A 20,425-nucleotide genomic window follows, 5' to 3' on the forward strand; every position below is an offset into this window, starting at 1 on the left:
GCCTCGGAAAACGCCGGATGTTATCACAAAGGCCGCCACGCACCTATCCCCCAGATGCGCATGGAGCATAGTTAGTTGACCGATGACAGGCTTGAGGGGGACGACAGAAGCTCAGAGCTTGGTTGAATGCAGAATTGAGGCTTGGTTTGGGGATGTTTATTGACTTTTAGGGCCTCAAACACCTGTAGGAGCTGCCGAAGGCTGCGATCTTTTGATCCTGACCTGTAAAAAGCAAGATCAAAAGATCGCAGCCTTCGGCAGCTCCTACATTGAGAATCACCGCATCAATGCAGGCGCTTGCGGCACATCAGCTGGGCCATTTTCGCGGTGTCCGGGCGTTCGACGATGCCTTTTTCGGTGACGATCGCATCGATCAGATCCGCCGGGGTGACATCAAACACCGGGTTGAACGCTTCAACATCGGCACCGACGCGTTTACCGCCGACTTCGAGCAGTTCGGCGCCATCACGTTCTTCGATCGGGATGTCATCGCCGCTGGCGAGGTTCATGTCGATGGTCGAACTTGGCGCCACGACCATGAAGCGCACGCCGTGGTGCATGGCGTTGACTGCCAGTTGGTAGGTGCCGATCTTGTTCGCCACGTCGCCATTGGCGGTGATGCGGTCGGCGCCGACGATCACCCAGGTCACGCCTTTGGTTTTCATGATGTGCGCGGCGGCGGAGTCGGCGTTCAGGGTCACCGGGATGCCTTCGTTGGCCAGTTCCCACGCGGTCAGGCGCGAGCCTTGCAGCCACGGCCGGGTTTCATCGGCGTAAACGCGCTCGACCATGCCTTCTATATAAGCAGCGCGGATCACCCCCAGCGCAGTACCGAACCCGCCGGTGGCCAGCGCGCCGGTATTGCAATGGGTCAGGATGGCTTGAGCGTTGCCCTGATGCTTGCGAATCAGATCGACACCAAGCTGCGCCATGGTCAGGTTGGCTTCGCGGTCGCTTTGGTGAATGGCGATGGCCTCGGCCTCCAGCGCGGCCAGCGGATCGGCCTTGCTTTTCAGGCGATCCAGGCGATCGTGCATGCGCCCCAGCGCCCAGAACAGATTGACCGCGGTCGGACGCGAATCGGCCAACAGCGCGAAATCCTCTTCCAGCGCCGCGTACCAGTCGCCGCCCTCGGCAATCCGCGCCCGCGCTGCGAGGACGATGCCATAGGCCGCGCTGATACCGATGGCCGGTGCGCCACGCACGACCATCGAGCGAATCGCTTCGGCCACACCAGCGGCGCTGGTGTAGGCGATCCAGGTTTCCTCGAACGGCAAAATACGCTGATCCAGCAGGTGCAGCGCGCCATCACGCCAATCGATGGCCTTTACTTTCTCCGCAGCCAACAGTCGATCGCGCATCCCACACCCCGCACTCATGAACAAAAGCCGCCGATTATAGCGATCCCCCCGCGAAGACGCTCGGGTATACTTCGCCATCCTTTACAAAAGCACTGGAACCGACCTTCGATGCCGAAACCTGCCATTGCGCTCGACCTGTTATTGCTGCCGACCTGGCTGGTCCCCGTCGAACCCGCAGGCGTGGTGCTCAAGGAGCACGGCCTGGGCATCCGTGACGGTTGCATCGTGTTTATCGGCCCGCGCGCCGAAGCGTTGAAGTGTAACGCGACAGAAATCCGTGAACTGCCAGATGTTCTGTTGGCGCCGGGACTGATCAATGCCCACGGCCACGCGGCGATGACGCTGTTCCGTGGTCTGGCCGACGATCTGCCGTTGATGACCTGGCTGGAAAACCACATCTGGCCGGCCGAAGGCAAATGGGTCGATGAGGATTTCGTCCGCGACGGCACCGATCTGGCCATCGCCGAGCAGATCAAGGGCGGCATCACCTGCTTCTCTGACATGTACTTTTTCCCGAAAGTCGCCAGCGAGCGTGTGCATAACAGCGGCATCCGCGCGCAAATCGCCATTCCTATCCTTGATTTCCCGATCCCCGGCGCCAACAGTGCCGACGAAGCCATTCGTCAGGGCGTCGAATTGTTCGGCGATCTCAAGCATCACGAGCGCATCAAGATTACTTTCGGCCCGCATGCACCCTACACCGTCGGCGATGAGAATCTGGAGAAAATCAGGGTGATCGCCGAGGAGCTTGACGCCTCGATCCACATGCATGTGCACGAAACGGCATTCGAAGTGCAGCAAGCCGTCGAGCAGACCGGCGAACGGCCACTGGCGCGCCTCGGCCGTCTTGGCCTGCTCGGCCCGCGCTTCCAGGCCGTGCACATGACCCAGATCAGCGATGACGACCTTGCGCTGCTGGTAGAAAGCAACAGCAGCGTGATCCACTGCCCGGAATCCAATCTGAAACTGGCCAGCGGCTTCTGCCCGGTCGAGCGTTTGTGGCAGGCTGGGGTCAATGTGGCTGTCGGTACCGACGGCGCGGCGAGCAACAATGATCTCGACCTGCTCGGCGAAACCCGCACCGCCGCCCTGCTGGCCAAAGCCGTCGCCGGTTCCGCCACCGCGCTGGACGCCCATCGCGCCTTGCGCATGGCCACTCTCAATGGTGCGCGCGCATTGGGGATCGAGGCGCAGGTTGGCTCGCTGGAGATCGGCAAAGCCGCGGACATCGTCGCTTTCGACCTGTCCGGCCTGGCGCAGCAACCGGTGTATGACCCGGTGTCGCAGCTGATTTATGCCACTGGGCGTGATTGCGTCAAACACCTCTGGGTCGCCGGCAAGCAACTGCTCGACGAGCGGCGCCTGACCCGCATGGACGAACAACAGCTGGGCGCAACCGCTCGCTACTGGGGCCAGCGCATCAGCGGCCACACCGAATCGTAAACACCGCGGCGCAATATCCGCGGCTACAGCCCTTTTCAGGTTTTTCGAGGAATTGAACATGAGCAACGTCGACCACGCCGAAATCGCCAAATTCGAGGCCCTGGCCCATCGCTGGTGGGACCGCGAAAGCGAATTCAAGCCGCTGCACGACATCAACCCGCTGCGGGTCAACTGGATCGACGAGCGAGTCAATCTGGCCGGCAAGAAAGTCCTCGACGTCGGTTGCGGCGGCGGCATCCTCAGCGAAGCCATGGCTCAGCGCGGCGCCACGGTGATGGGCATCGACATGGGCGAAGCGCCGCTGGCGGTTGCGCAACTGCATCAACTGGAATCCGGGGTCAGCGTCGAATACCGGCAGATCACCGCCGAAGCCCTCGCCGACGAAATGCCCGAGCAGTTCGACGTGGTCACCTGCCTGGAAATGCTCGAGCACGTGCCGGATCCATCCTCGGTAATCCGTGCCTGCTTCCGCATGGTCAAGCCGGGCGGCCAGGTATTCTTCTCGACCATCAACCGCAACCCGAAGGCGTACCTGTTCGCGATCATCGGCGCCGAATACATCATGAAGCTGCTGCCTCGCGGCACCCACGACTTCAAGAAATTCATCCGCCCATCCGAGCTCGGTGCGTGGAGCCGCATGGCTGGCCTGACCGTCAAGGACATCATCGGCCTGACCTACAACCCGCTGACCAAGCACTACAAGCTGGCCAACGACGTTGACGTCAACTACATGATTCAGACTCTGCGCGAGGAATAAGCCGATGGCCATCAGAGCGGTACTTTTCGACATGGACGGCACCCTGCTCGACACCGCGCCGGACTTCATCGCCATCTGCCAGGCGATGCGTGCCGATCGCGGTCTGCCGCCGATCAACGACAAGCACATCCGCGACGAGATTTCCGGCGGGGCCAAGGCCATGGTCGCGGTGACGTTCTCGATGGATCCGGAATCGCCCGGTTTCGAGGAGCTGCGCCAGGAGTTTCTCGAGCGCTATCTGGTCGGTTGCGCAGTGCACAGCAAACTGTTCGACGGCATGGGCGAACTGCTCGCCGACATCGAAAAGGCCAACCTGATCTGGGGCGTGGTCACCAACAAACCGCTGCGCTTCGCCGAGCCGATCATGCAACGCCTGGGGCTGGCCGAGCGTTCGGCGCTGCTGATCTGCCCGGATCATGTGAAGAACAGCAAGCCGGATCCAGAGCCGCTGACCCTCGCCTGCAAGATGCTTGATCTGGATCCGTCGACCGTGCTGTTCATCGGCGATGATCTGCGTGATATCGAGTCGGGCCGCGATGCCGGCACCAAAACCGCTGCGGTGACCTACGGCTACATCCACCCGGACGACAACCCACGGCACTGGGGCGCGGACGTGGTGGTGGATCATCCGCTGGAGTTGCGCAAGGTGCTCGACAGCGCGCTGTGCAGCTGCTGACCTGACTGTTGCAAGCTCCCTGTGTGGCGAGGGGATTTATCCCCGCTGGGCTGCGAAGCGGCCCCCGCTTTTATCCAGGCAATGTGACACTCAGGTTTTGCGACGGCTTCGCCGCCGAACGGGGATAAATCCCCTCCCCACAGGGGTGAAGCAGGTCTTCATGAAATGGATTATGAGGTTTTTATGTTTGATTACACCGCTCGCCCTGAATTGCTCAAGGATCGGGTCATTCTGGTCACCGGTGCCGGGCGCGGTATCGGCGCGGCTGCGGCGAAAACCTATGCCGCCCACGGTGCCACCGTGCTGCTGCTGGGCAAGACCGAAGCCAATCTGACCGAGGTCTACGACGTAATCGAAGCAGCGGGCCACCCGCAACCGGCGGTGATCCCGTTCAACCTCGAGACCGCCTTGCCCCATCAATATGATGCGCTGGCGGCGATGATCGAAACCGAGTTCGGCCATCTCGACGGCCTGCTGCACAACGCTTCGATCATCGGCCCGCGCACGCCGATCGAACAACTCTCCGGCGAAAACTTCATGCGTGTCATGCAGGTCAACGTCAACGCGATGTTCATGCTGACCAGCACCCTGCTGCCGCTGCTCAAGCTGTCCCAGGATGCTTCGGTGGTGTTCACCTCCAGCAGCGTCGGGCGCAAGGGTCGCGCGTACTGGGGCGCTTACGGTGTGTCGAAATTCGCCACCGAAGGCCTGATGCAAACCCTGGCCGATGAAGTCGACGGCGTCGCGCCGGTGCGCTCCAACAGCATCAACCCGGGCGGCACGCGCACCAGCATGCGCGCGCAGGCTTATCCGGGGGAAAACCCGCTGAACAACCCCACACCAGAAGAAATCATGCCGGTCTATCTTTATCTGATGGGTCCCGACAGCGCGGGCGTCAATGGCCAGGCTTTCAACGCCCAATAACGCCATACGTCGCATTTGTTGCCGCGGCAGAATGCTGTCGCGGCAAGCCGTTGCCGCTCATAACCGTCACAAAGCCGCCAATAACCCAGCGCGGCCGCCCGGCATCCATCAGCAAGTCTTTGATTCGAAAAGCTTTAAATAAAATCGAACCGAATGGCACGCGTTTCGCTCTAAATTCCCTCAAAACATGCCGTGTGATGGCCATGGGGCAACGCCGATTTCGATAGCTGACTGATCGTCTTGCGGCAGACTAAACTTACGCCAAACGTCCTACGGGACTGATGGATCAGTACGACGCGCAGCCCATAGCCGCTCTCACCCAGCCTGTAAGACAGACTTACTGCTTAGGGGCTCACGCCATATGAAATCTCCTTCCCAGACCCATGCAATTGACTTTGACAGTGCCAAATTGCAGCGCCTGGGCTTCGGTCAACTACCGGCGCTGATCGAGCGCCCGACCAGCCTGGCGCAACTGCGTCAGCAAATGAGCCTGCAACTGCAAACCAGCCTGGAGCCACAGCGCATCCTTGGCCTGTTCTTCCGCGAAATCCAGCGTCTGGTGCCGCTGGATGCCTTGAGCTATGTGCACAAGGCCAGCGACCTGCGCCTGGAGTTCGGCGCACGCGGCCACCATTCGGTCAGCTACACCCTGAGCCACGAAGGCGAGCACATGGGCGAGCTGGTCTTTCGCCGCAATCAACGCTTCAACGACAAGGAACAGGGCGACCTCGAGTCGCTGCTGTCCTGCCTGCTGTACCCGATGCGCAACGCCCTGCTCTACCGCGCCGCGACCCAAAGTGCCTTGCGCGACCCGTTGACCGGCGCCGGCAACCGGGTGGCCATGGAGCAGACCTTGCAGCGAGAGATAGACATGTCACGCCGGCATGTGCAGCCGTTGTCGGTGCTGATGCTCGACATCGACCACTTCAAACGGGTCAACGACGAACACGGCCATGGCGCTGGTGATGAAGTGCTCAGAGCCATTGCCGCGTCGATCAAGGCACAGCTGCGCAACGTCGACATGGTGTTCCGTTATGGTGGCGAGGAGTTTTTGATCCTGCTGTCCAACACCGGCCGCGAAGCGGCAGCAATGGTCGGCGAGCGCTTGCGCCAGGCGACGCAGGCGGAGGAATATTTCGCCGATGGCCAGTTGATCGAGATCACCGTGAGTCTGGGATGCTCGACGTTACTGCCGGGCGAGTCGGCAGACAGCTTGCTGCGCCGCGCCGACAGTGCGCTCTATGTCGCAAAACGCGAGGGGCGGAACCGGCTGGCGATGGCCGGCTAAAAATCATTGTGGGAGCGAGCCTGCTCGCGAAGAGGGAGTGTCAGACAACGATTCGTTGCATGACCCACCGCTTTCGCGAGCAGGCTCGCTCCCACAGTTCGATCAGCTCTCGGTTACGGTCCTGCGCTCGCGGTTGACCAGCAGGCGCTCCGAAGTCTCCAGCTGCATGCACCGCTCCAGGAACAGGAACATGTAGTCATAGCTCTTGCAGATCGCTTGTCGCAATTCCGCCTGCAACGCCTTGCTCGGGTTCATGCCGGCCAGGGTGCAGATGATTTCCAGCGCTTCCCACGGGTGGGCATCGTCGTACTGTGCGTGCATCTTCAACCACTTCATCGCGCGCTTGCGCTCCTCTTCCGGGAACGCCGCTGCATAGACCCCGGTCGAGCAGACCACCGCCGACCACTCCCCGGTCGCGCCCTCGATCGCATAGTTGGTCGCGGCAATCGCCACGATCAGCGAATCCGCCGAACTGGTGTGCCAGCACCAGTGACTCAGGGCGTGCAGCTCCGGCGGCACTTGCTGGGCCTGGAGATCTTCGAGGCTGACGCCATGAGCGCGACTCCAGTGCATCCAGTAGTCGGCGTGATTGAGTTCGACGCGAATGTTGCGCATCAGCCAGCGCCGCGCCATGTCTTCGCCGGGATGGCGGGCGAAGCGGGTCTTGGTGAGATTCTGCGCCATGTACAAGGCAAACTGCTCGACCACCGGCCAGCCACCGATCAGGTACTGGCGCATGGTTTTCGCGCTGAGTTTGTTGTCGCGCATGCGCTGATAAAGTTCATGCTCGACAACCCGGCGCTTGCTCTCGCTGCAATCCTTGATGAGCTGTTGCGCCCATACAGGATAACTTGCAGCTTCCATGAGGGGTCCGGTTCGGTTGAATGTGTCGATCACTGTTCGGCTCCTTTTGAGTTGTGATGGCAAGGATCGGCGAGAGACTTCAACGGAACGTGCCAGGCGCTTTGAACAACAACGGCTGCGGTCTGGCAGGGCGACTTTGCAAACTGTCACAGGTAAACAACTGCGGACGCTCGATGACATAACCCTGAGCGTAATCCACACCTATTTCAAGCAATGCCTGTTCGATCTGGTTAGTTTCAACAAACTCGGCAATTGTCTGCTTACCCATAACATGGCCGATGTGATTGATCACCTCGACCATTGCCCGATTAATCGGGTCGTCCAGCATATCCTTTACGAAACTCCCGTCGATCTTCAGGAAGTCTACAGGCAAATGTTTCAAGTAAGCGAATGAAGACATTCCGGCACAAAAGTCATCCAGGGAAAAATGACAACCTAAACCTTTGAGTTCATTGATAAAACGAATTGCACTGCCAAGATTTGCGATTGCACTGGTTTCAGTAATTTCAAAACAAATCATTTCAGGGGGTATAGCGTAGTTAACAAACTGTTCTCGCAGGAAGTGCAAAAACGCGTCATCTCCGATAGTAATGCCTGACAGATTAATCGCACACATCGCTAAAGGAAGTTCATGTTCCTGTTCAATACACTGAGCAATAACCTTGAAAACGTTCTGAACTACCCAGCGATCTAATTGGGTCATCAAACCGTACCGTTCCGCCGCCGGGATAAAGCTGTCAGGCAAAATCATCCGCCCGGATTCGTCATGCAAACGCAGGAGGATCTCGATGTGCCCGGCCTGGCCGGGTTGCGGCTTGAGCGGCGCAATCTGCTGGGCGTACAGGCAGAAGCGGTTTTCTTCCAGCGCCATGTGCAGCCGTTGCACCCAGGCCATTTCACCAAAGCGCATCGACAGTTCGGAATCGTCGGCGTGATAGACCTGCACGCGGTTGCGGCCCTTTTCCTTGGCCATGTAGCAGGCCATGTCGGCCGCACGCAGCGAGGCTTCGAGCGTGGTCGGATTCTGCGCCACATGCACCAGGCCGATGCTGATGGTGGTCAGGAACGGCCGCCCTTTCCAGACAAAATGCAGGTTCTGCACGGTCTGGCGCAGGCTCTCGGCAATCTTCTCCGCCACCTCCGGCGGGCAGTTCTCCAGCAGAATGCCGAACTCGTCGCCGCCCAGCCGCGCCAGCGTGTCGCCCTCGCGCAGGCCCGATTGCAGCAGCGTGCAGATATGCCGCAGCAATTCATCGCCCGCCGCGTGGCCGCAGGTGTCGTTGACCAGTTTGAATTGATCCAGATCGAGGAACATCAGCGCGTGCCGCCCGGGCTGACGCGTCAGCTTGTGCAAGGCCTGTTCGAGGCGATATTCGAATTCGCGGCGGTTGGCCAGCCCGGTCAGCGCATCGTGGGTGGCCTGCCAGGACAGATTGGCGATGTACTGCCGCTCCTGAGTCATGTCGTGCAGCACCAGCACCGTGCCACTGACGTTGCCGGCATTGCGGATCGGCGCACCGACCAGGGTTACCGACAGGGTGCTGCCATCCAGACGCTGGATCAGCTTGGAGTGTTCGCTGCCGCCACTGAGTTGACCACTGAGAATGTGCTCGATCAACGTCAGCCCTTCGGTCTGGGCGTTTTCGTCAAGCAGGTTGAACAGCGCCGAAAGCGGCAGGCCTGCCGCCTGCTCGGCTTTCCAGTGGGTCATCGCTTCGGCGGCCGGGTTCATGTAATCGATCGCGCCGTTGACGTCGGTGGTGATCACCCCATCGCCAATCGATTGCAAGGTGATATGCGCGCGATCCTTTTCCAGTTGCAGCGCCTGGGCAAACTCATGGCGCTGCTTGAGCAGTTTGTGCGTGCGCCACAGCGCCAGCACGATCAGACCCAGCGCGGTGGCCAGGTTGGTGAACAGCAACAGGCGCATGATCACCCGCGACCCTTCGCCCAAGGCATCGCTGAAGGCCTTCGCCGCTGGGGTCACGGCATCGTTGATCGCGAAGATCTGCACTTTCCAGCGCTGCACATCGCCGGGGCTGGACTGGTTGCGGGAAATACCCTGATGCATCTCCTGGGCAACTTCGTGCAAGCGGTCGAGATAGGCGTCGCCGATGGTCCAGCGATCAATCGCGGTTTCCAGATAACTGAAGTGGCGGAAATTGAGGTACAGCCAGATCAGGCTGGACACGTCGTCGGGATGATTGCCGCCCTTGAGAATACCTTCGCGCGCCGCTTGCAGGTCCGGCGGCTGACGATCCAGCGCCAGGCGCAATTGGTGGCCGCCCTGGGGCACCGCGATCGCCGTCAGGTATTTGCGGTAGATCGCCTCGTCACGGCTGTCGGCGTAGAGGTTGAGGTAATAGATGGCATCTTTCTGGCCCTTGGACCACAGGCTTTCGCCGGCCACGTAGCCACGCACGGCCGAGAGCACGTAAAGGCTCACGCCCCCGAGTAATGCCTGGAACACCACGACAGCAATAAAGGGCCAGACGATACCCAACAACCGTGGTGTTCCCAGAGTCTGCTTTTGCTTCATGAGATTCCTTGCATGAGCACTGCCCGCTCGCCTTCCGGGCGAATTCGCTATGACGAGACTAGGTGGGGTTCTCGTTCAAGGCAAGGCGCGGCTTTCACCGTGCGCAGAACGTCTGACAGGCAGGCGAGGGTTTCGATCAGTGCTGTTGCAAGTTGCCGTAGAGCTTGGCGTACAGACCGCCGTCGGCGATCAGTTGGCGATGGTCGCCATCCTCGGCGATCTGCCCGCCGTCGAACACCAGCACGCGGTCCGCCTGTTTCACCGCCGACAGGCGATGGGCAATGATCAGCGTGGTGCGGCCATGGAGAAACTTCGCCATCGCCTGGTGCAGGTTGTACTCGGTGGCGGCATCGAGGGCCGAGGTAGCTTCGTCGAGAATTACCACTTTCGGCTCGGCGAGAATCATCCGCGCAATCGCCAGACGCTGGCGCTGACCGCCGGACAAACGCACGCCGGAACGCCCGACGATGCTGTCGAGGCCAGCGGGCAGCGCGCGGATGGTCGCGGCCATCTGCGCGATTTCCAGCGCCTGCCAGCAGGCTTCGTCGCTGCGCATGCGGCCCATGGTCAGGTTGGCGCGCACGCTGTCGTTGAACAGCGCCGGATGCTGCAGCACCACCGCGACGTTCTCGCGCACGGTCTCCAGACCGATCTCCTGCTGGGTCGACCCGCCGAAGCGAATAGTCCCGGCCGCTGGCGTGTACAGTCCCAGCAGCAACTGCACCAAGGTACTTTTGCCGCCGCCGCTGGCGCCGACGATGGCGACTTTTTCACCGGGCAGGATCGACAGGTTCATTTGATCCAGCACCAGCTCGTCGCCGTAACCGAAGCTCAGGCCTTGCACCTCGATGCCGACGGTGTCGCGCCCCTTGAACGGATCGACACCGCCGGGATACTGCGGCTCGTCGGCACGCGCCAGCAGTTCATTGATACGCGCCAGCGCGCCGCCGGCCGCATAGTAGGCGTATTGCAGATTGAGCAACTGTTCGACCGGGCCGATCATGAACCACAGGTAACTGAACACCGCGAGCATCTGCCCGATCGACAGGTCGGAAAACAGCACGGTGAGCATCGCCGCCGCGCGGAAGATGTCGATGCCGAACTGGAACAGCAAACCACTGGCGCGGTTCGAGGCGTCGGTTTTCCACTGCGAGTTGACCGCATAGTTGCGCACTTCCTGCGCGCGCAAACCGAGGCGCCCGAGGAAATAGCCCTGACGATTGCCGGCGCGCACTTCCTGAATCGCGTCGAGGGTTTCACTCAGCGCCTGAGTGAAGCGCGAGGTGCTGTCGTTTTCCAGTTTCTTCAGGTGCTTGACGCGCTTGCCCAACTGCACCGTGGCGTAGATCACCAACGGGTTGAACAGCAGAATCAGCAGCGCCAGTTTCCAGTGCATCCACATCAGGATGCTGGCGGTGCCGACCAGGGTCAGCATGGCGACAAGGAAACGGCTGAGGGTTTCGCCGACGAATTTGTCGAGGGTATCCAGATCGGTGACCAAATGCGTGGTCACCGTGCCGCTGCCGAGGCTTTCGTATTCGCCGAGGGAGATGCGCTTGAGCCGCTCGATCAGGCGCACGCGAATGCGGTAGACGATGTCCTTGGCCAGCCGCGCGAACAGCCGCGACTGCAACACGCCAAAACACAGGGCGCTGCAACGCAAGGTCAGGGTCACCACCAGCATCAGGCCGATATAGCCCGCCGCCTGCTGCCACATGCTCGGCAGGAAATGGTTCATGACTTTCAGCGCGGCATCGCCGTGGCCGAGCAGCACTTCGTCGACCAGCAATGGCAGCAGCAACGGAATCGGCACGCTGCACAGCGTCGCCAGCACGGCCACGCCGTTGGCGATCCACAGGGATTTCTTGTGATGCAGTGCCAGACGACGGACTTCAGCCCAGCTCAGCCGGTCGACACGCTCTACGGCTGGCGTGTCATCGGCGCGGTCAGACACAGGCCGCGCGCTCCAGCCAGCGGCCGAGCAACGGCGACAGCTCGCTGAGCGGTTGATAGCCGTTGGTCAGCAGCGCCAGTTGGCCGTTGCGCTCGGCCAGCAGGGTCGGAAAACCGGCGATGCCCAAGTCCTGGACCCAGGTGAAATCGGCCTGGGTCGCCTTGTGCTGATCGGCATGATCGAACAATGCGGCGAATTCGATACGCGGCACACCGGCCTGCTCTGCCAGTTCGACCAGCACGCTGGCCTGGGTGACATCGCGCCCTTCGACGTAAAACGCCCGCTGGATCAACCCGACCAATGTCCACGCGCAATCCGGCGCCAGACTGCGTGCGGTGACAATCGCGCGACAGGCAGGCTCGGTGTCGTAGACAAAACCGTCGGGCAACGCGCAATCGAACTTGAACGGCTGGCCGGTGGCTTCGGTGACCGCTTGCCAGTGCTCAAGAATGTAGCGCCGCGTGGTCGGCTCCAGCGCCGAACCGCTGCCGGTGCGCAGACCGCCAACCACCAGATGCAGCTCGACCCCGGCTGCCTGCGCCTGCTCGACCAGTGCCTTGGCCACCGGAGCAAACCCCCAGCACCATGAACACATCGGATCCATCACGTAGAGCAGGCGCGCAGACATGGTTAAGCCTCGGTGGATGCTTGCTTATAGTTGTAGCCGATCGGGTGCGGCTGGTTGCGCGCCTTGGCCAGTTCGATCTGCTTTTGCCGATCGATGGCGCTGCGCCGGGTCTTCTCGCTGAGCTTGTCCCAGCAGTGCGGGCAGCTGATGCCGGCGACGTAGTGCTCGGAGGCGCGATCTTCAACGCTGACCGGCGTGCGGCAGGCATGACATTGATCGTAGTCGCCTTCAGTCAGGTCGTGACGCACGGTCACGCGGTTGTCGAACACGAAGCAGTCGCCGCGCCACTTGGTTTCTTCCTGCGGTACCTCTTCGAGGTACTTCAGAATGCCGCCCTTGAGGTGGTAAACCTCTTCGAAACCTTCGCCGAGCATGTAGCTCGAGGCTTTTTCACAGCGGATGCCGCCGGTGCAGAACATCGCGACCTTCTTGTGCACCGCCGGGTCGAAGTGTTCTTTGATGTAGTCGGGAAACTCGCGAAAACTTGTGGTTTTCGGATCGATGGCGCCTTCGAAGGTGCCGATCGACACTTCGTAATCGTTGCGCGTGTCGATCAGCAGCACTTCCGGGTCGCTGATCAGCGCGTTCCAGTCCTGCGGTTCGACGTAGGTGCCGACCTTCTTGTTCGGGTCAACGCCTTCGACGCCGAGGGTGACGATCTCTTTCTTCAGCTTGACCTTGGTGCGATAGAACGGCTGTTCGTCGCAGTACGATTCCTTGTGGTCGATGTCGACCATGCGCGGATCGTTCTTGAGCCAGGCGAGCAGGCCGTCGATGCCTTCGCGGCTGCCGGAAACCGTGCCGTTGATGCCTTCTTCGGCGATCAGCAGAGTGCCTTTGATGCCGTTGTCGACCATCGCTTGCAGCAGTGGCTCGCGCAGGTCAACGTAATCTTCGAGGGTGACGAACTTGTACAGTGCCGCCACGACAATCGGTTGTGTCATGGGTATTTCTCCAGGTGGCTACCCTCGCAAAGGGTGAACCGGATTCAAAAAAAACGCGCCGGCTAAGCGGCGCGTCGGGATTTTAGCAAAAAAGCAGCTACAAGCTCCAAGCTTAAAGCGGCAAGCCAAAACTCATCCGCCTTTAACTTGCAGCTTGCCGCTTGAAGCTTACCGCTGATCCCCTCCTGCACAGGTCGGCGACGCCGGGGCGCCGTCGATCTCTGCCCATTCCTGCGGGGTGTAGGTGTGCAGCGCCAACGCATGGAACTCGCCCATCAGCTCGCCGAGCGTGCCGTAGACTTTCTGGTGGCGCTTGACCCGGTTCAGGCCTTCGAACTGCGCGCTGACCACCACCGCCTTGTAGTGGGTCTGTAACCCACGGCTGTGCATGTGGCTTTCATCCAGCACTTGCAGGTGCTCAGGCTGTAACAGGGCCAGCGTCGATTCGATGCGTTGCTGCATGGTCATCACGAACTCCGCTTACTTCTTCTTGGCTGGCGCCGCGGCCGGGGCCAGCTCTTTGGTCATGTCGTCGAGCAGCTTGTTGACCACAGGCACCGCGCTTTCCAGTTTGCCCTGGGTCATCTGCGCCGATTGCTGGGTCAGCTGCGGCATTTTTTCCAGGACTTTCTTGCCCAGTGGCGACTGGTAGAAAGCAACCAGATCCTTGAGTTCGGATTCGCTGAAGTTGCTGGTGTAGAGCTTGACCATGTCGGGCTTGAGCTTGTTCCAGCCAATGGCCTGGTCCAGCGCAGCGTTGGCCTTGGCCTGATAGGTTTCGAGCACGGCTTTCTTCGACTCAGGGGCTTTGGTCTGTTCAAAGCGCTGGGCGAACATTTGCTGCACTTGCATGTACACCGGGGTACCCAGCTTGTCAGCGTGAGCCAGCGTCAGGAAAGCTTCGGCACTGGCGTTGTGGCTGGCGGTATCGGCAAGCACCTGGCCGCTGGCGCAAACCAGTGCAACCGCGGTACAGATGGCGCGAAGACGAGTCATCGAGTTTCCTTTAAGCAAAGCGAGGTCGAACCCCAAGGGCGACCATTCTGCGCCTAACAATCGCTGCGGCTCAACCCCCGAGCCTTGCCGCGCTTGATCGGCGGGGTTTTGCGGTCAACAATCGAGCCGATGGAACCACCCGGGCCGACGCCGGCCTAAATTGCGCCAACAGACCAACAGGAGTGTGCACGATGAGCCGTATCGAAACCGACAGCCTGGGCCAGATCGAGGTCCCGGACGACGCTTACTGGGGTGCTCAGACGCAACGCTCGCTGATCAACTTCGCCATCGGTCAGGAACGCATGCCGCTACCGGTGCTGCACGCCCTGGCCCTGATCAAGAAAGCCGCCGCGCGGGTCAACGACCGCAACGGCGACCTGCCCGCCGACATCGCCCGCCTGATCGAACAGGCCGCCGATGAAGTGCTCGCCGGCGAGCATGACGAGCAGTTCCCGCTGGTGGTCTGGCAGACCGGCAGCGGCACCCAGAGCAACATGAATGTCAACGAGGTGATCGCCGGTCGCGCCAACGAACTGGCCGGCAACCCGCGCGGCGGCAAGTCGCCGGTACACCCGAACGATCACGTCAATCGCTCGCAAAGTTCCAACGACTGCTTCCCCACCGCCATGAGCATCGCCACCGCGAAAGCGGTGCAGGAACAACTGCTGCCGGCGATTGCCGAGCTGTCCGGCGGCCTCGCTGAACTGGCGGCGCGGCACATGAAGCTGGTGAAGACCGGGCGCACGCACATGATGGACGCGACGCCGATCACCTTCGGTCAGGAACTGTCCGGCTTCATCGCGCAACTGGATTACGCCGAGCGCGCGATTCGCGCGGCGCTGCCGGCGGTCTGCGAGCTGGCGCAGGGCGGCACCGCGGTCGGCACCGGGTTGAATTCACCGCACGGCTTCGGTGAGGCGATTGCCGCCGAACTCGCTGCGCTGTCCGGCCTGCCGTTCGTCACCGCACCGAACAAATTCGCTGCACTGGCCGGCCATGAGCCGCTGGTCACCCTGTCCGGCGCGCTGAAAACCCTCGCCGTGGCGCTGATGAAAATCGCCAACGACTTGCGCCTGCTGGGCTCAGGTCCGCGTGCGGGTTTCGCTGAAGTGAAGCTGCCGGCCAACGAACCCGGCAGCTCGATCATGCCCGGCAAGGTCAACCCGACCCAGTGCGAAGCGCTGTCGATGCTCGCCTGTCAGGTGCTCGGCAACGACGTGGCGATCGGCTTTGCCGCGAGCCAAGGGCACTTGCAGTTGAACGTGTTCAAACCGGTAATCATCCACAACCTGCTGCAATCGATCCGTTTGCTCGGCGATGGCTGCAGTAACTTCCAGCAGCACTGCATTGCCGGGCTCGAGCCGGATGCCGAGGCCATGGCCAAGCATCTGGAACGTGGGCTGATGCTGGTGACCGCGCTGAACCCGCACATCGGTTATGACAAGTCGGCGGAAATCGCCAAGAAGGCTTACAGCGAAGGGCTGACTTTGCGTGAGGCGGCGTTGCAGCTGGGTTACCTGACGGATGAAGAGTTCGATGCGTGGGTGCGCCCGGAGAACATGATCGAGGCTGGCGCCAAGGGCTGAGTCATGTAGCGCCTGAAAGTCCGTCTTCGCGAACAGGCTCGCTCCCACAGTGGACCGCATTCTCATGCTGGAAATGCGCTCAAATGTGGGAGCGAGCCTGCTCGCGAATTCAGGCGCCGCCGATCATCAGCCAGGCACAACCCTGGCCCGCCGCGCCCTGAGCCCGGCAATCAACGACGGCCCCAACGCCACCAGCGCCGAACCCAGCACCACCAGCACCGCCCCGCCGTAGCCCAGCGCATTGATCTGCTCGGCATGCACGTAGTCCGGCCAGATCCGCGCCGCAATCGCCACCGCCACAAACGTCACCAGCGGCGTGATTGCCAATGTTGCGCTGACCCGCGATGCCTCCCAATGCGCCAGTGCTTCGGCGAATGCGCCGTAGGCGATCAGCGTATTCATGCAGCACGCCAATAGCAGCCAGCCCTGCAGCGGGCTCAGGTTCAGCGCTTCCAGCGGATGCACCCACGGCGTCAGCAGCAGCGCGCAGAACAGGTAGATCACCATCATCACCTGTAGCGAATTCCACACCGTGAGCAATTGCTTCTGGCCCAGCGCATAGAAGGTCCAGACCGTCGACGCCAGCAGCACCAAGAGCACGCCGGCGGTGTAGTCGGACAGCGAAGTCAGCAGCTCGGCCAGGCGCTGATTGAAGAACAGTCCGAAACCGATCAGCAGCACCAGCAAGCCGATGCCCTGGCCGATGCTGAAGCGTTCCTTGAACACGAACAGACTGGCGATCAGCAACATGATCGGGCCCATCTGCACCACCAATTGCGCGGTGCCGGGGCTGAGCAGGTTGAGACCCATCAGGTACAGCACGTAATTGCCGACCAGCCCCAGTACCGCCATCAGCACCAGCCAGCCGCCCTTGGGCCCGAGTACCTTGCGACTCGGCAGGCGTTTGACCGAAGCCAGATAGATGAACAGGCAACCGCCGGAAACCATCAGGCGAAACCAGGTCACCGTGACCGGGTCCATCACCTGCAATACCTGTTTGAGCTTGATCGGCAGGATGCCCCACAGAAACGCGGTCAGCAGCGCCAGGAACAGTCCATATACCCAGCGCCCCGATGAAATGTGCATGCGAACCCCAAAAGCCTGCTGACAAGAACACTCATTCTAGGCGCCCGACCGAGCACAACACAGGGACAGTTACCGGCAGGCCGCGAATGAAACTGTGCAGGTCGCAGCAGTAAACCGGCGCGCCGCCGTTGATCGGCCTGGCAGGCGCGCCAAGTGCTTCAGGCATAAGCTGATTGCAGACTTTTCAACGCATTGATCAGGGAGACCGACATGTACGCCATGCGCGCCGAGGACAGCGCCCCCGCCACCCGTTTTCGCAGCGACCGCGTGTGTCGGGTCAATGGCGAGCTGTATTTCAGCACCCGGGAAAATACCCTCGAAGGGCCGTATGACGGTCAGGTGATCGAGCGGGAGATTCAGGCTTATATAGCGCGGATGCAGGGGCAGGATTCTAGCCGCTGAACCGTGGCGCTGCCTTCGCGAGCAGGCTCGCTCCCACAGGATTTTGGTGAACATTGAAATTATGTACACCCTGAACCTGTGGGAGCGAGCCTGCTCGCGAAGGGGCCTGAACAGGCAACCAATCCTTTAGCGCACCGCCTCAAACAACCCACTCGCCCCCATCCCGCCACCCACGCACATGGTGACGATGCCGTAACGCAAATTGCGCCGCTGCAATTCCCGAATCAGATGCCCGACCTGACGCGAGCCGGTCATGCCGAACGGGTGGCCGATGGAAATCGAGCCGCCGTTGACGTTGTATTTGTCGTTGCCGATCTCCAGCCGGTCGCGGCTGTACAGGCACTGCGAAGCGAACGCCTCGTTCAATTCCCACAGATCGATATCCGCCACTTGCAAGCCCTTGGCCTTGAGCAGTTTCGGCACCGAGAACACCGGACCGATGCCCATTTCGTCCGGCTCGCAACCGGCCACGGTGAAGCCACGGAAAAACGCCTTCGGCTTGAGCCCCAGCTCCAGCGCTTTGTCCAGGCTCATCACCAGTGTCATCGACGCACCGTCGGACAGCTGCGATGAATTGCCCGCCGTCACCGAACCGTCGTCGGCGAACACCGGTTTCAAACCGGCAAGGCTTTCGTAGGTGGTGTCCGGGCGGTTGCAGTCGTCGCGCTCGACCACGCCGTCGACAATTTGTACTTTGCCGCTGTTCTTGTCCTCGACCCGGTATTTCACCGCCATCGGCACGATTTCATCATCGAACAAACCCGCAGCCTGGGCCTGGGCCGTGCGCAGCTGACTTTGCAGCGCATAACGATCCTGCGCCTCGCGGCTGACACCGTAACGGCGCGCCACCACTTCGGCGGTCTGGCCCATCGTGTAGTAGATGCCGGGGGTGTGTTGCTTGAGAAGCGGGTTGATCAGGTGATCAGTGTTGACGCTTTTCAGGGTCAGGCTGATCGACTCGACGCCGCCGGCAACGATGATGTCGCTGCAACCGGAGGCGATCTGGTTGGCGGCAATCGCAATCGCCTGCAAACCCGACGAGCAGAAACGGTTGAGGGTCATGCCGGCGGTGCCGGTGCCCAGGCGCGACAGTACCGCGACGTTGCGGCCGATGTTGTAGCCCTGCGCGCCCTCGTTGGAGCCGGCGCCAACGATGCAGTCCTCGACGCTGGCCGGGTCGATATCGTTGCGGGTCAGCAGGGCATTGACGCAGTGGGCCGCCATGTCATCGGGGCGGGTCTGGTTGAACTTGCCGCGAAAGGATTTGGCCAGGCCGGTCCGCACGCTGTCGACGATCACCACTTCACGCATGGCATACCTCATTGTTGTTGTCGGTTGAGAGTGGACCTGAGCATAAGTCCACCTTCTTGCCGACCGCGAGGATCATTCACCCGGCGTATGCGCGGCCATCGCTTCAGTCCTTGTGCTTTTTGGCCTTCTTGTCGGATTTCTCGAACGCGTCTTCCAGCGCGCGGTTGATCGTGCGCAACACTTTCACCCGCGCCCAGCGTTTGTCGTTGGCCTCGACCAGCGTCCACGGCGCGATCTCGGTGCTGGTGCGATCAACCATGTCGCCGACCGCCCGGCGATAGTCGTCCCACTTTTCGCGGTTGCGCCAGTCGTCTTCGGTGATCTTGAAGCGCTTGAAGGAAATCTCTTCGCGCTCCTGAAAGCGCTCCATCTGCGTGTCCTTGTCGATGGCCAGCCAGAACTTGACGACGATGACGCCGGCATCGGCCAGTTGCTCTTCGAAGTCATTGATTTCGCCGTAGGCGCGCAGCCAGTCGGCTGGGGTGCAGAAGCCTTCGATCCGCTCGACCAGCACCCGCCCGTACCAGGAGCGGTCGAACACGGTGAATTTGCCCCGCGCCGGAAGGTGTCGCCAGAACCGCCACAGGTACGGTTGCGCGCGCTCTTCTTCGGTGGGCGCGGCGATCGGCACGATGCTGTACTGACGCGGATCGAGCGCCGCTGCCACGCGGCGAATCGCCCCGCCCTTGCCCGCCGCGTCGTTACCCTCGAATACCGCCACCAGCGCATGGCGGCGCATGCGTTTGTCGCGCATCAGCCCGGACAGCCGCGCCTGCTCGGTGATCAGTTGTTCTTCGTAGTCTTTCTTGTCCAGACGCTGCGTCAGGTCGAGGCTGTCGAGCAGGTTCAACTGATCGACCGGCGTGCCCAGCGGCGCGGCACTGACTTCGTGGGGATTGACGTCGGCACGCTTGAGCGCACTTTGCAGGCCTTCGAGGAGAATCTTGCCCACCGCCAGGCTGCGGTAATTGGCATCGACGCCTTCGATGACATGCCACGGCGCGTAATCGCGACTGGTACGGCGCAGCACGCGCTCGCCGTATTTGACGAACTTGTCGTAGGTCTGCGACTGCTGCCAGTCCAGCGGGCTGATGCGCCAGCTGTGCAGCGGGTCGTCGGCCAGCGATTTGAGCCGCGCTTTCATTTGTTTCTTGGACAGGTGAAACCAGAACTTGAAGATCAACGCGCCTTCATCGCAGAGCATTTTTTCCAGACGCTCAGCGCCGGCGATGGCCTGGTCCAGACGCGGATCCTTGAACAGTCCGTGGACCCGGCCCTGGAGCATCTGGCTGTACCAGTTGCCGAAGAACACCCCCATCCGCCCCTTGGCCGGCAGCATGCGCCAGTAGCGCCACGCCGGTGGCCGCGCGAGTTCTTCATCGGTTTGCTGGTCGAAGGTGCGCACTTCGATCAGGCGCGGGTCCATCCATTCGTTGAGCAGTTTGACCGTCTCGCCCTTGCCCGCCCCTTCGATGCCGTTGATCAGGATGATCACCGGAAAGCGCTTCTGCTGCTGCAACTCGAACTGCGCTTCCAGCAAGGCTTCACGCAGCGCAGGGACCGCCGCCTCGTAAGTGTCTTTGTCGATGGCGTGACCGATTTCAGCGGATTCAAACATGGGACGGCTCCTTCCAGGGTTCAGCAAGACTAGCGGATGATTGCAGCA

The 20,425-nt window shown here is 61.2% G+C and carries 19 protein-coding genes; 7 read left to right on the forward strand and 12 right to left on the reverse strand.

The annotated features are described in order from the left end of the window. Positions 1–284: 284 nt before the first annotated feature. Entirely contained in the window at positions 285–1,361 is a 1,077-nt protein-coding gene (mtnA, locus tag PspCFBP13508_RS04840) for an S-methyl-5-thioribose-1-phosphate isomerase (RefSeq protein WP_110646027.1), read from the reverse strand. Positions 1,362–1,469: 108 nt separating this feature from the next. On the opposite strand from mtnA, the gene PspCFBP13508_RS04845 reads away from it, so the two are divergent. The 4 genes from PspCFBP13508_RS04845 to PspCFBP13508_RS04860 all read left to right on the forward strand — a co-directional run bounded on the left by PspCFBP13508_RS04845 (position 1,470) and on the right by PspCFBP13508_RS04860 (position 5,161). Next, a complete protein-coding gene (locus PspCFBP13508_RS04845; protein WP_137213851.1) occupies positions 1,470–2,804 on the forward strand; it encodes a TRZ/ATZ family hydrolase in 1,335 nt (444 codons plus the stop codon). 58 nt (positions 2,805–2,862) lie between these two features. Beyond that, a complete protein-coding gene (ubiG, locus tag PspCFBP13508_RS04850; RefSeq protein WP_024013875.1) occupies positions 2,863–3,561 on the forward strand; it encodes a bifunctional 2-polyprenyl-6-hydroxyphenol methylase/3-demethylubiquinol 3-O-methyltransferase UbiG in 699 nt (232 codons plus the stop codon). Positions 3,562–3,565: 4 nt separating this feature from the next. Next, complete coding sequence (gene mupP, locus PspCFBP13508_RS04855) at positions 3,566–4,237, forward strand: N-acetylmuramic acid 6-phosphate phosphatase MupP (protein WP_137213852.1); 672 nt, start codon at positions 3,566–3,568, stop codon at positions 4,235–4,237. A gap of 183 nt (positions 4,238–4,420) precedes the next feature. Further along, entirely contained in the window at positions 4,421–5,161 is a 741-nt protein-coding gene (locus tag PspCFBP13508_RS04860) for a YciK family oxidoreductase (RefSeq protein WP_137213853.1), read from the forward strand. Here PspCFBP13508_RS04860 and PspCFBP13508_RS04865 read toward each other — a convergent pair. Next, positions 5,148–5,366 (reverse strand): hypothetical protein, encoded by a 219-nt coding sequence (locus PspCFBP13508_RS04865; RefSeq protein ID WP_137213854.1) that lies wholly within the window; start codon positions 5,364–5,366, stop codon positions 5,148–5,150. The two genes, PspCFBP13508_RS04860 and PspCFBP13508_RS04865, sit on opposite strands and share 14 nt — an antisense overlap. Positions 5,367–5,522: 156 nt before the next feature. Here PspCFBP13508_RS04865 and PspCFBP13508_RS04870 point away from each other — a divergent pair, with 156 nt between their 5' ends. Further along, the gene (locus tag PspCFBP13508_RS04870) at positions 5,523–6,449 is read left to right on the forward strand and encodes a GGDEF domain-containing protein (protein ID WP_137213855.1); all 927 of its coding nucleotides are present in this window, start codon (positions 5,523–5,525) and stop codon (positions 6,447–6,449) included. Positions 6,450–6,551: 102 nt separating this feature from the next. Here PspCFBP13508_RS04870 and PspCFBP13508_RS04875 read toward each other — a convergent pair whose 3' ends face one another. The 7 genes from PspCFBP13508_RS04875 to PspCFBP13508_RS04905 form a co-directional block, all read right to left on the reverse strand. Then, entirely contained in the window at positions 6,552–7,346 is a 795-nt protein-coding gene (locus PspCFBP13508_RS04875; RefSeq protein WP_137213856.1) for an iron-containing redox enzyme family protein, read from the reverse strand. 46 nt (positions 7,347–7,392) lie between these two features. Next, positions 7,393–9,852, reverse strand: a complete 2,460-nt coding sequence (locus PspCFBP13508_RS04880; RefSeq protein ID WP_137213857.1) for an EAL domain-containing protein — start codon at positions 9,850–9,852, stop codon at positions 7,393–7,395. Between the two features lie 136 nt (positions 9,853–9,988). Then, a complete protein-coding gene (locus PspCFBP13508_RS04885) occupies positions 9,989–11,806 on the reverse strand; it encodes an ABC transporter ATP-binding protein (protein ID WP_137213858.1) in 1,818 nt (605 codons plus the stop codon). Continuing rightward, on the reverse strand, positions 11,799–12,401 hold the full coding sequence (locus tag PspCFBP13508_RS04890; protein ID WP_178084475.1) for a DsbA family protein: 603 nt from the start codon (positions 12,399–12,401) through the stop codon (positions 11,799–11,801). Before PspCFBP13508_RS04890 ends, PspCFBP13508_RS04885 begins: the two co-directional genes overlap by 8 nt. 35 nt (positions 12,402–12,436) lie before the next feature. Next, positions 12,437–13,378 (reverse strand): rhodanese-related sulfurtransferase, encoded by a 942-nt coding sequence (locus PspCFBP13508_RS04895; RefSeq protein ID WP_016770934.1) that lies wholly within the window; start codon positions 13,376–13,378, stop codon positions 12,437–12,439. A 168-nt stretch (positions 13,379–13,546) separates the two neighbouring features. Then, positions 13,547–13,846 carry a BolA family protein gene (locus PspCFBP13508_RS04900; protein WP_039760066.1) on the reverse strand — a complete coding sequence of 100 codons (300 nt, stop codon included), beginning with the start codon at positions 13,844–13,846 and terminating at the stop codon, positions 13,547–13,549. A gap of 12 nt (positions 13,847–13,858) precedes the next feature. Further along, positions 13,859–14,374, reverse strand: coding sequence for a DUF2059 domain-containing protein (locus PspCFBP13508_RS04905; RefSeq protein ID WP_137213860.1), 516 nt, complete (start codon positions 14,372–14,374; stop codon positions 13,859–13,861). A 191-nt stretch (positions 14,375–14,565) separates the two neighbouring features. On the opposite strand from PspCFBP13508_RS04905, the gene PspCFBP13508_RS04910 reads away from it, so the two are divergent. Then, complete coding sequence (locus PspCFBP13508_RS04910) at positions 14,566–15,960, forward strand: class II fumarate hydratase (protein WP_130910330.1); 1,395 nt, start codon at positions 14,566–14,568, stop codon at positions 15,958–15,960. Between the two features lie 126 nt (positions 15,961–16,086). Here the strand turns inward: PspCFBP13508_RS04910 and PspCFBP13508_RS04915 are convergent, their stop codons facing one another. Next, positions 16,087–17,046 carry a DMT family transporter gene (locus PspCFBP13508_RS04915; protein ID WP_123443576.1) on the reverse strand — a complete coding sequence of 320 codons (960 nt, stop codon included), beginning with the start codon at positions 17,044–17,046 and terminating at the stop codon, positions 16,087–16,089. Between the two features lie 210 nt (positions 17,047–17,256). Between PspCFBP13508_RS04915 and PspCFBP13508_RS04920 the strand changes: the two genes are divergently transcribed. After that, the gene (locus PspCFBP13508_RS04920; RefSeq protein ID WP_130911918.1) at positions 17,257–17,448 is read left to right on the forward strand and encodes a DUF6316 family protein; all 192 of its coding nucleotides are present in this window, start codon (positions 17,257–17,259) and stop codon (positions 17,446–17,448) included. 126 nt (positions 17,449–17,574) lie between these two features. Here the strand turns inward: PspCFBP13508_RS04920 and PspCFBP13508_RS04925 are convergent, their stop codons facing one another. Both PspCFBP13508_RS04925 and pap read right to left on the reverse strand, forming a co-directional pair. Next, positions 17,575–18,759 carry a thiolase family protein gene (locus PspCFBP13508_RS04925; protein WP_137213861.1) on the reverse strand — a complete coding sequence of 395 codons (1,185 nt, stop codon included), beginning with the start codon at positions 18,757–18,759 and terminating at the stop codon, positions 17,575–17,577. Positions 18,760–18,862: 103 nt separating this feature from the next. Further along, positions 18,863–20,377, reverse strand: a complete 1,515-nt coding sequence (gene pap, locus PspCFBP13508_RS04930) for a polyphosphate:AMP phosphotransferase (protein ID WP_016770941.1) — start codon at positions 20,375–20,377, stop codon at positions 18,863–18,865. Between the last annotated feature and the right edge of the window lie 48 nt (positions 20,378–20,425).

The sequence above is a fragment of the Pseudomonas sp. CFBP13508 genome (assembly GCF_005233515.1).
Taxonomy (GTDB): domain Bacteria; phylum Pseudomonadota; class Gammaproteobacteria; order Pseudomonadales; family Pseudomonadaceae; genus Aquipseudomonas; species Aquipseudomonas mercuritolerans.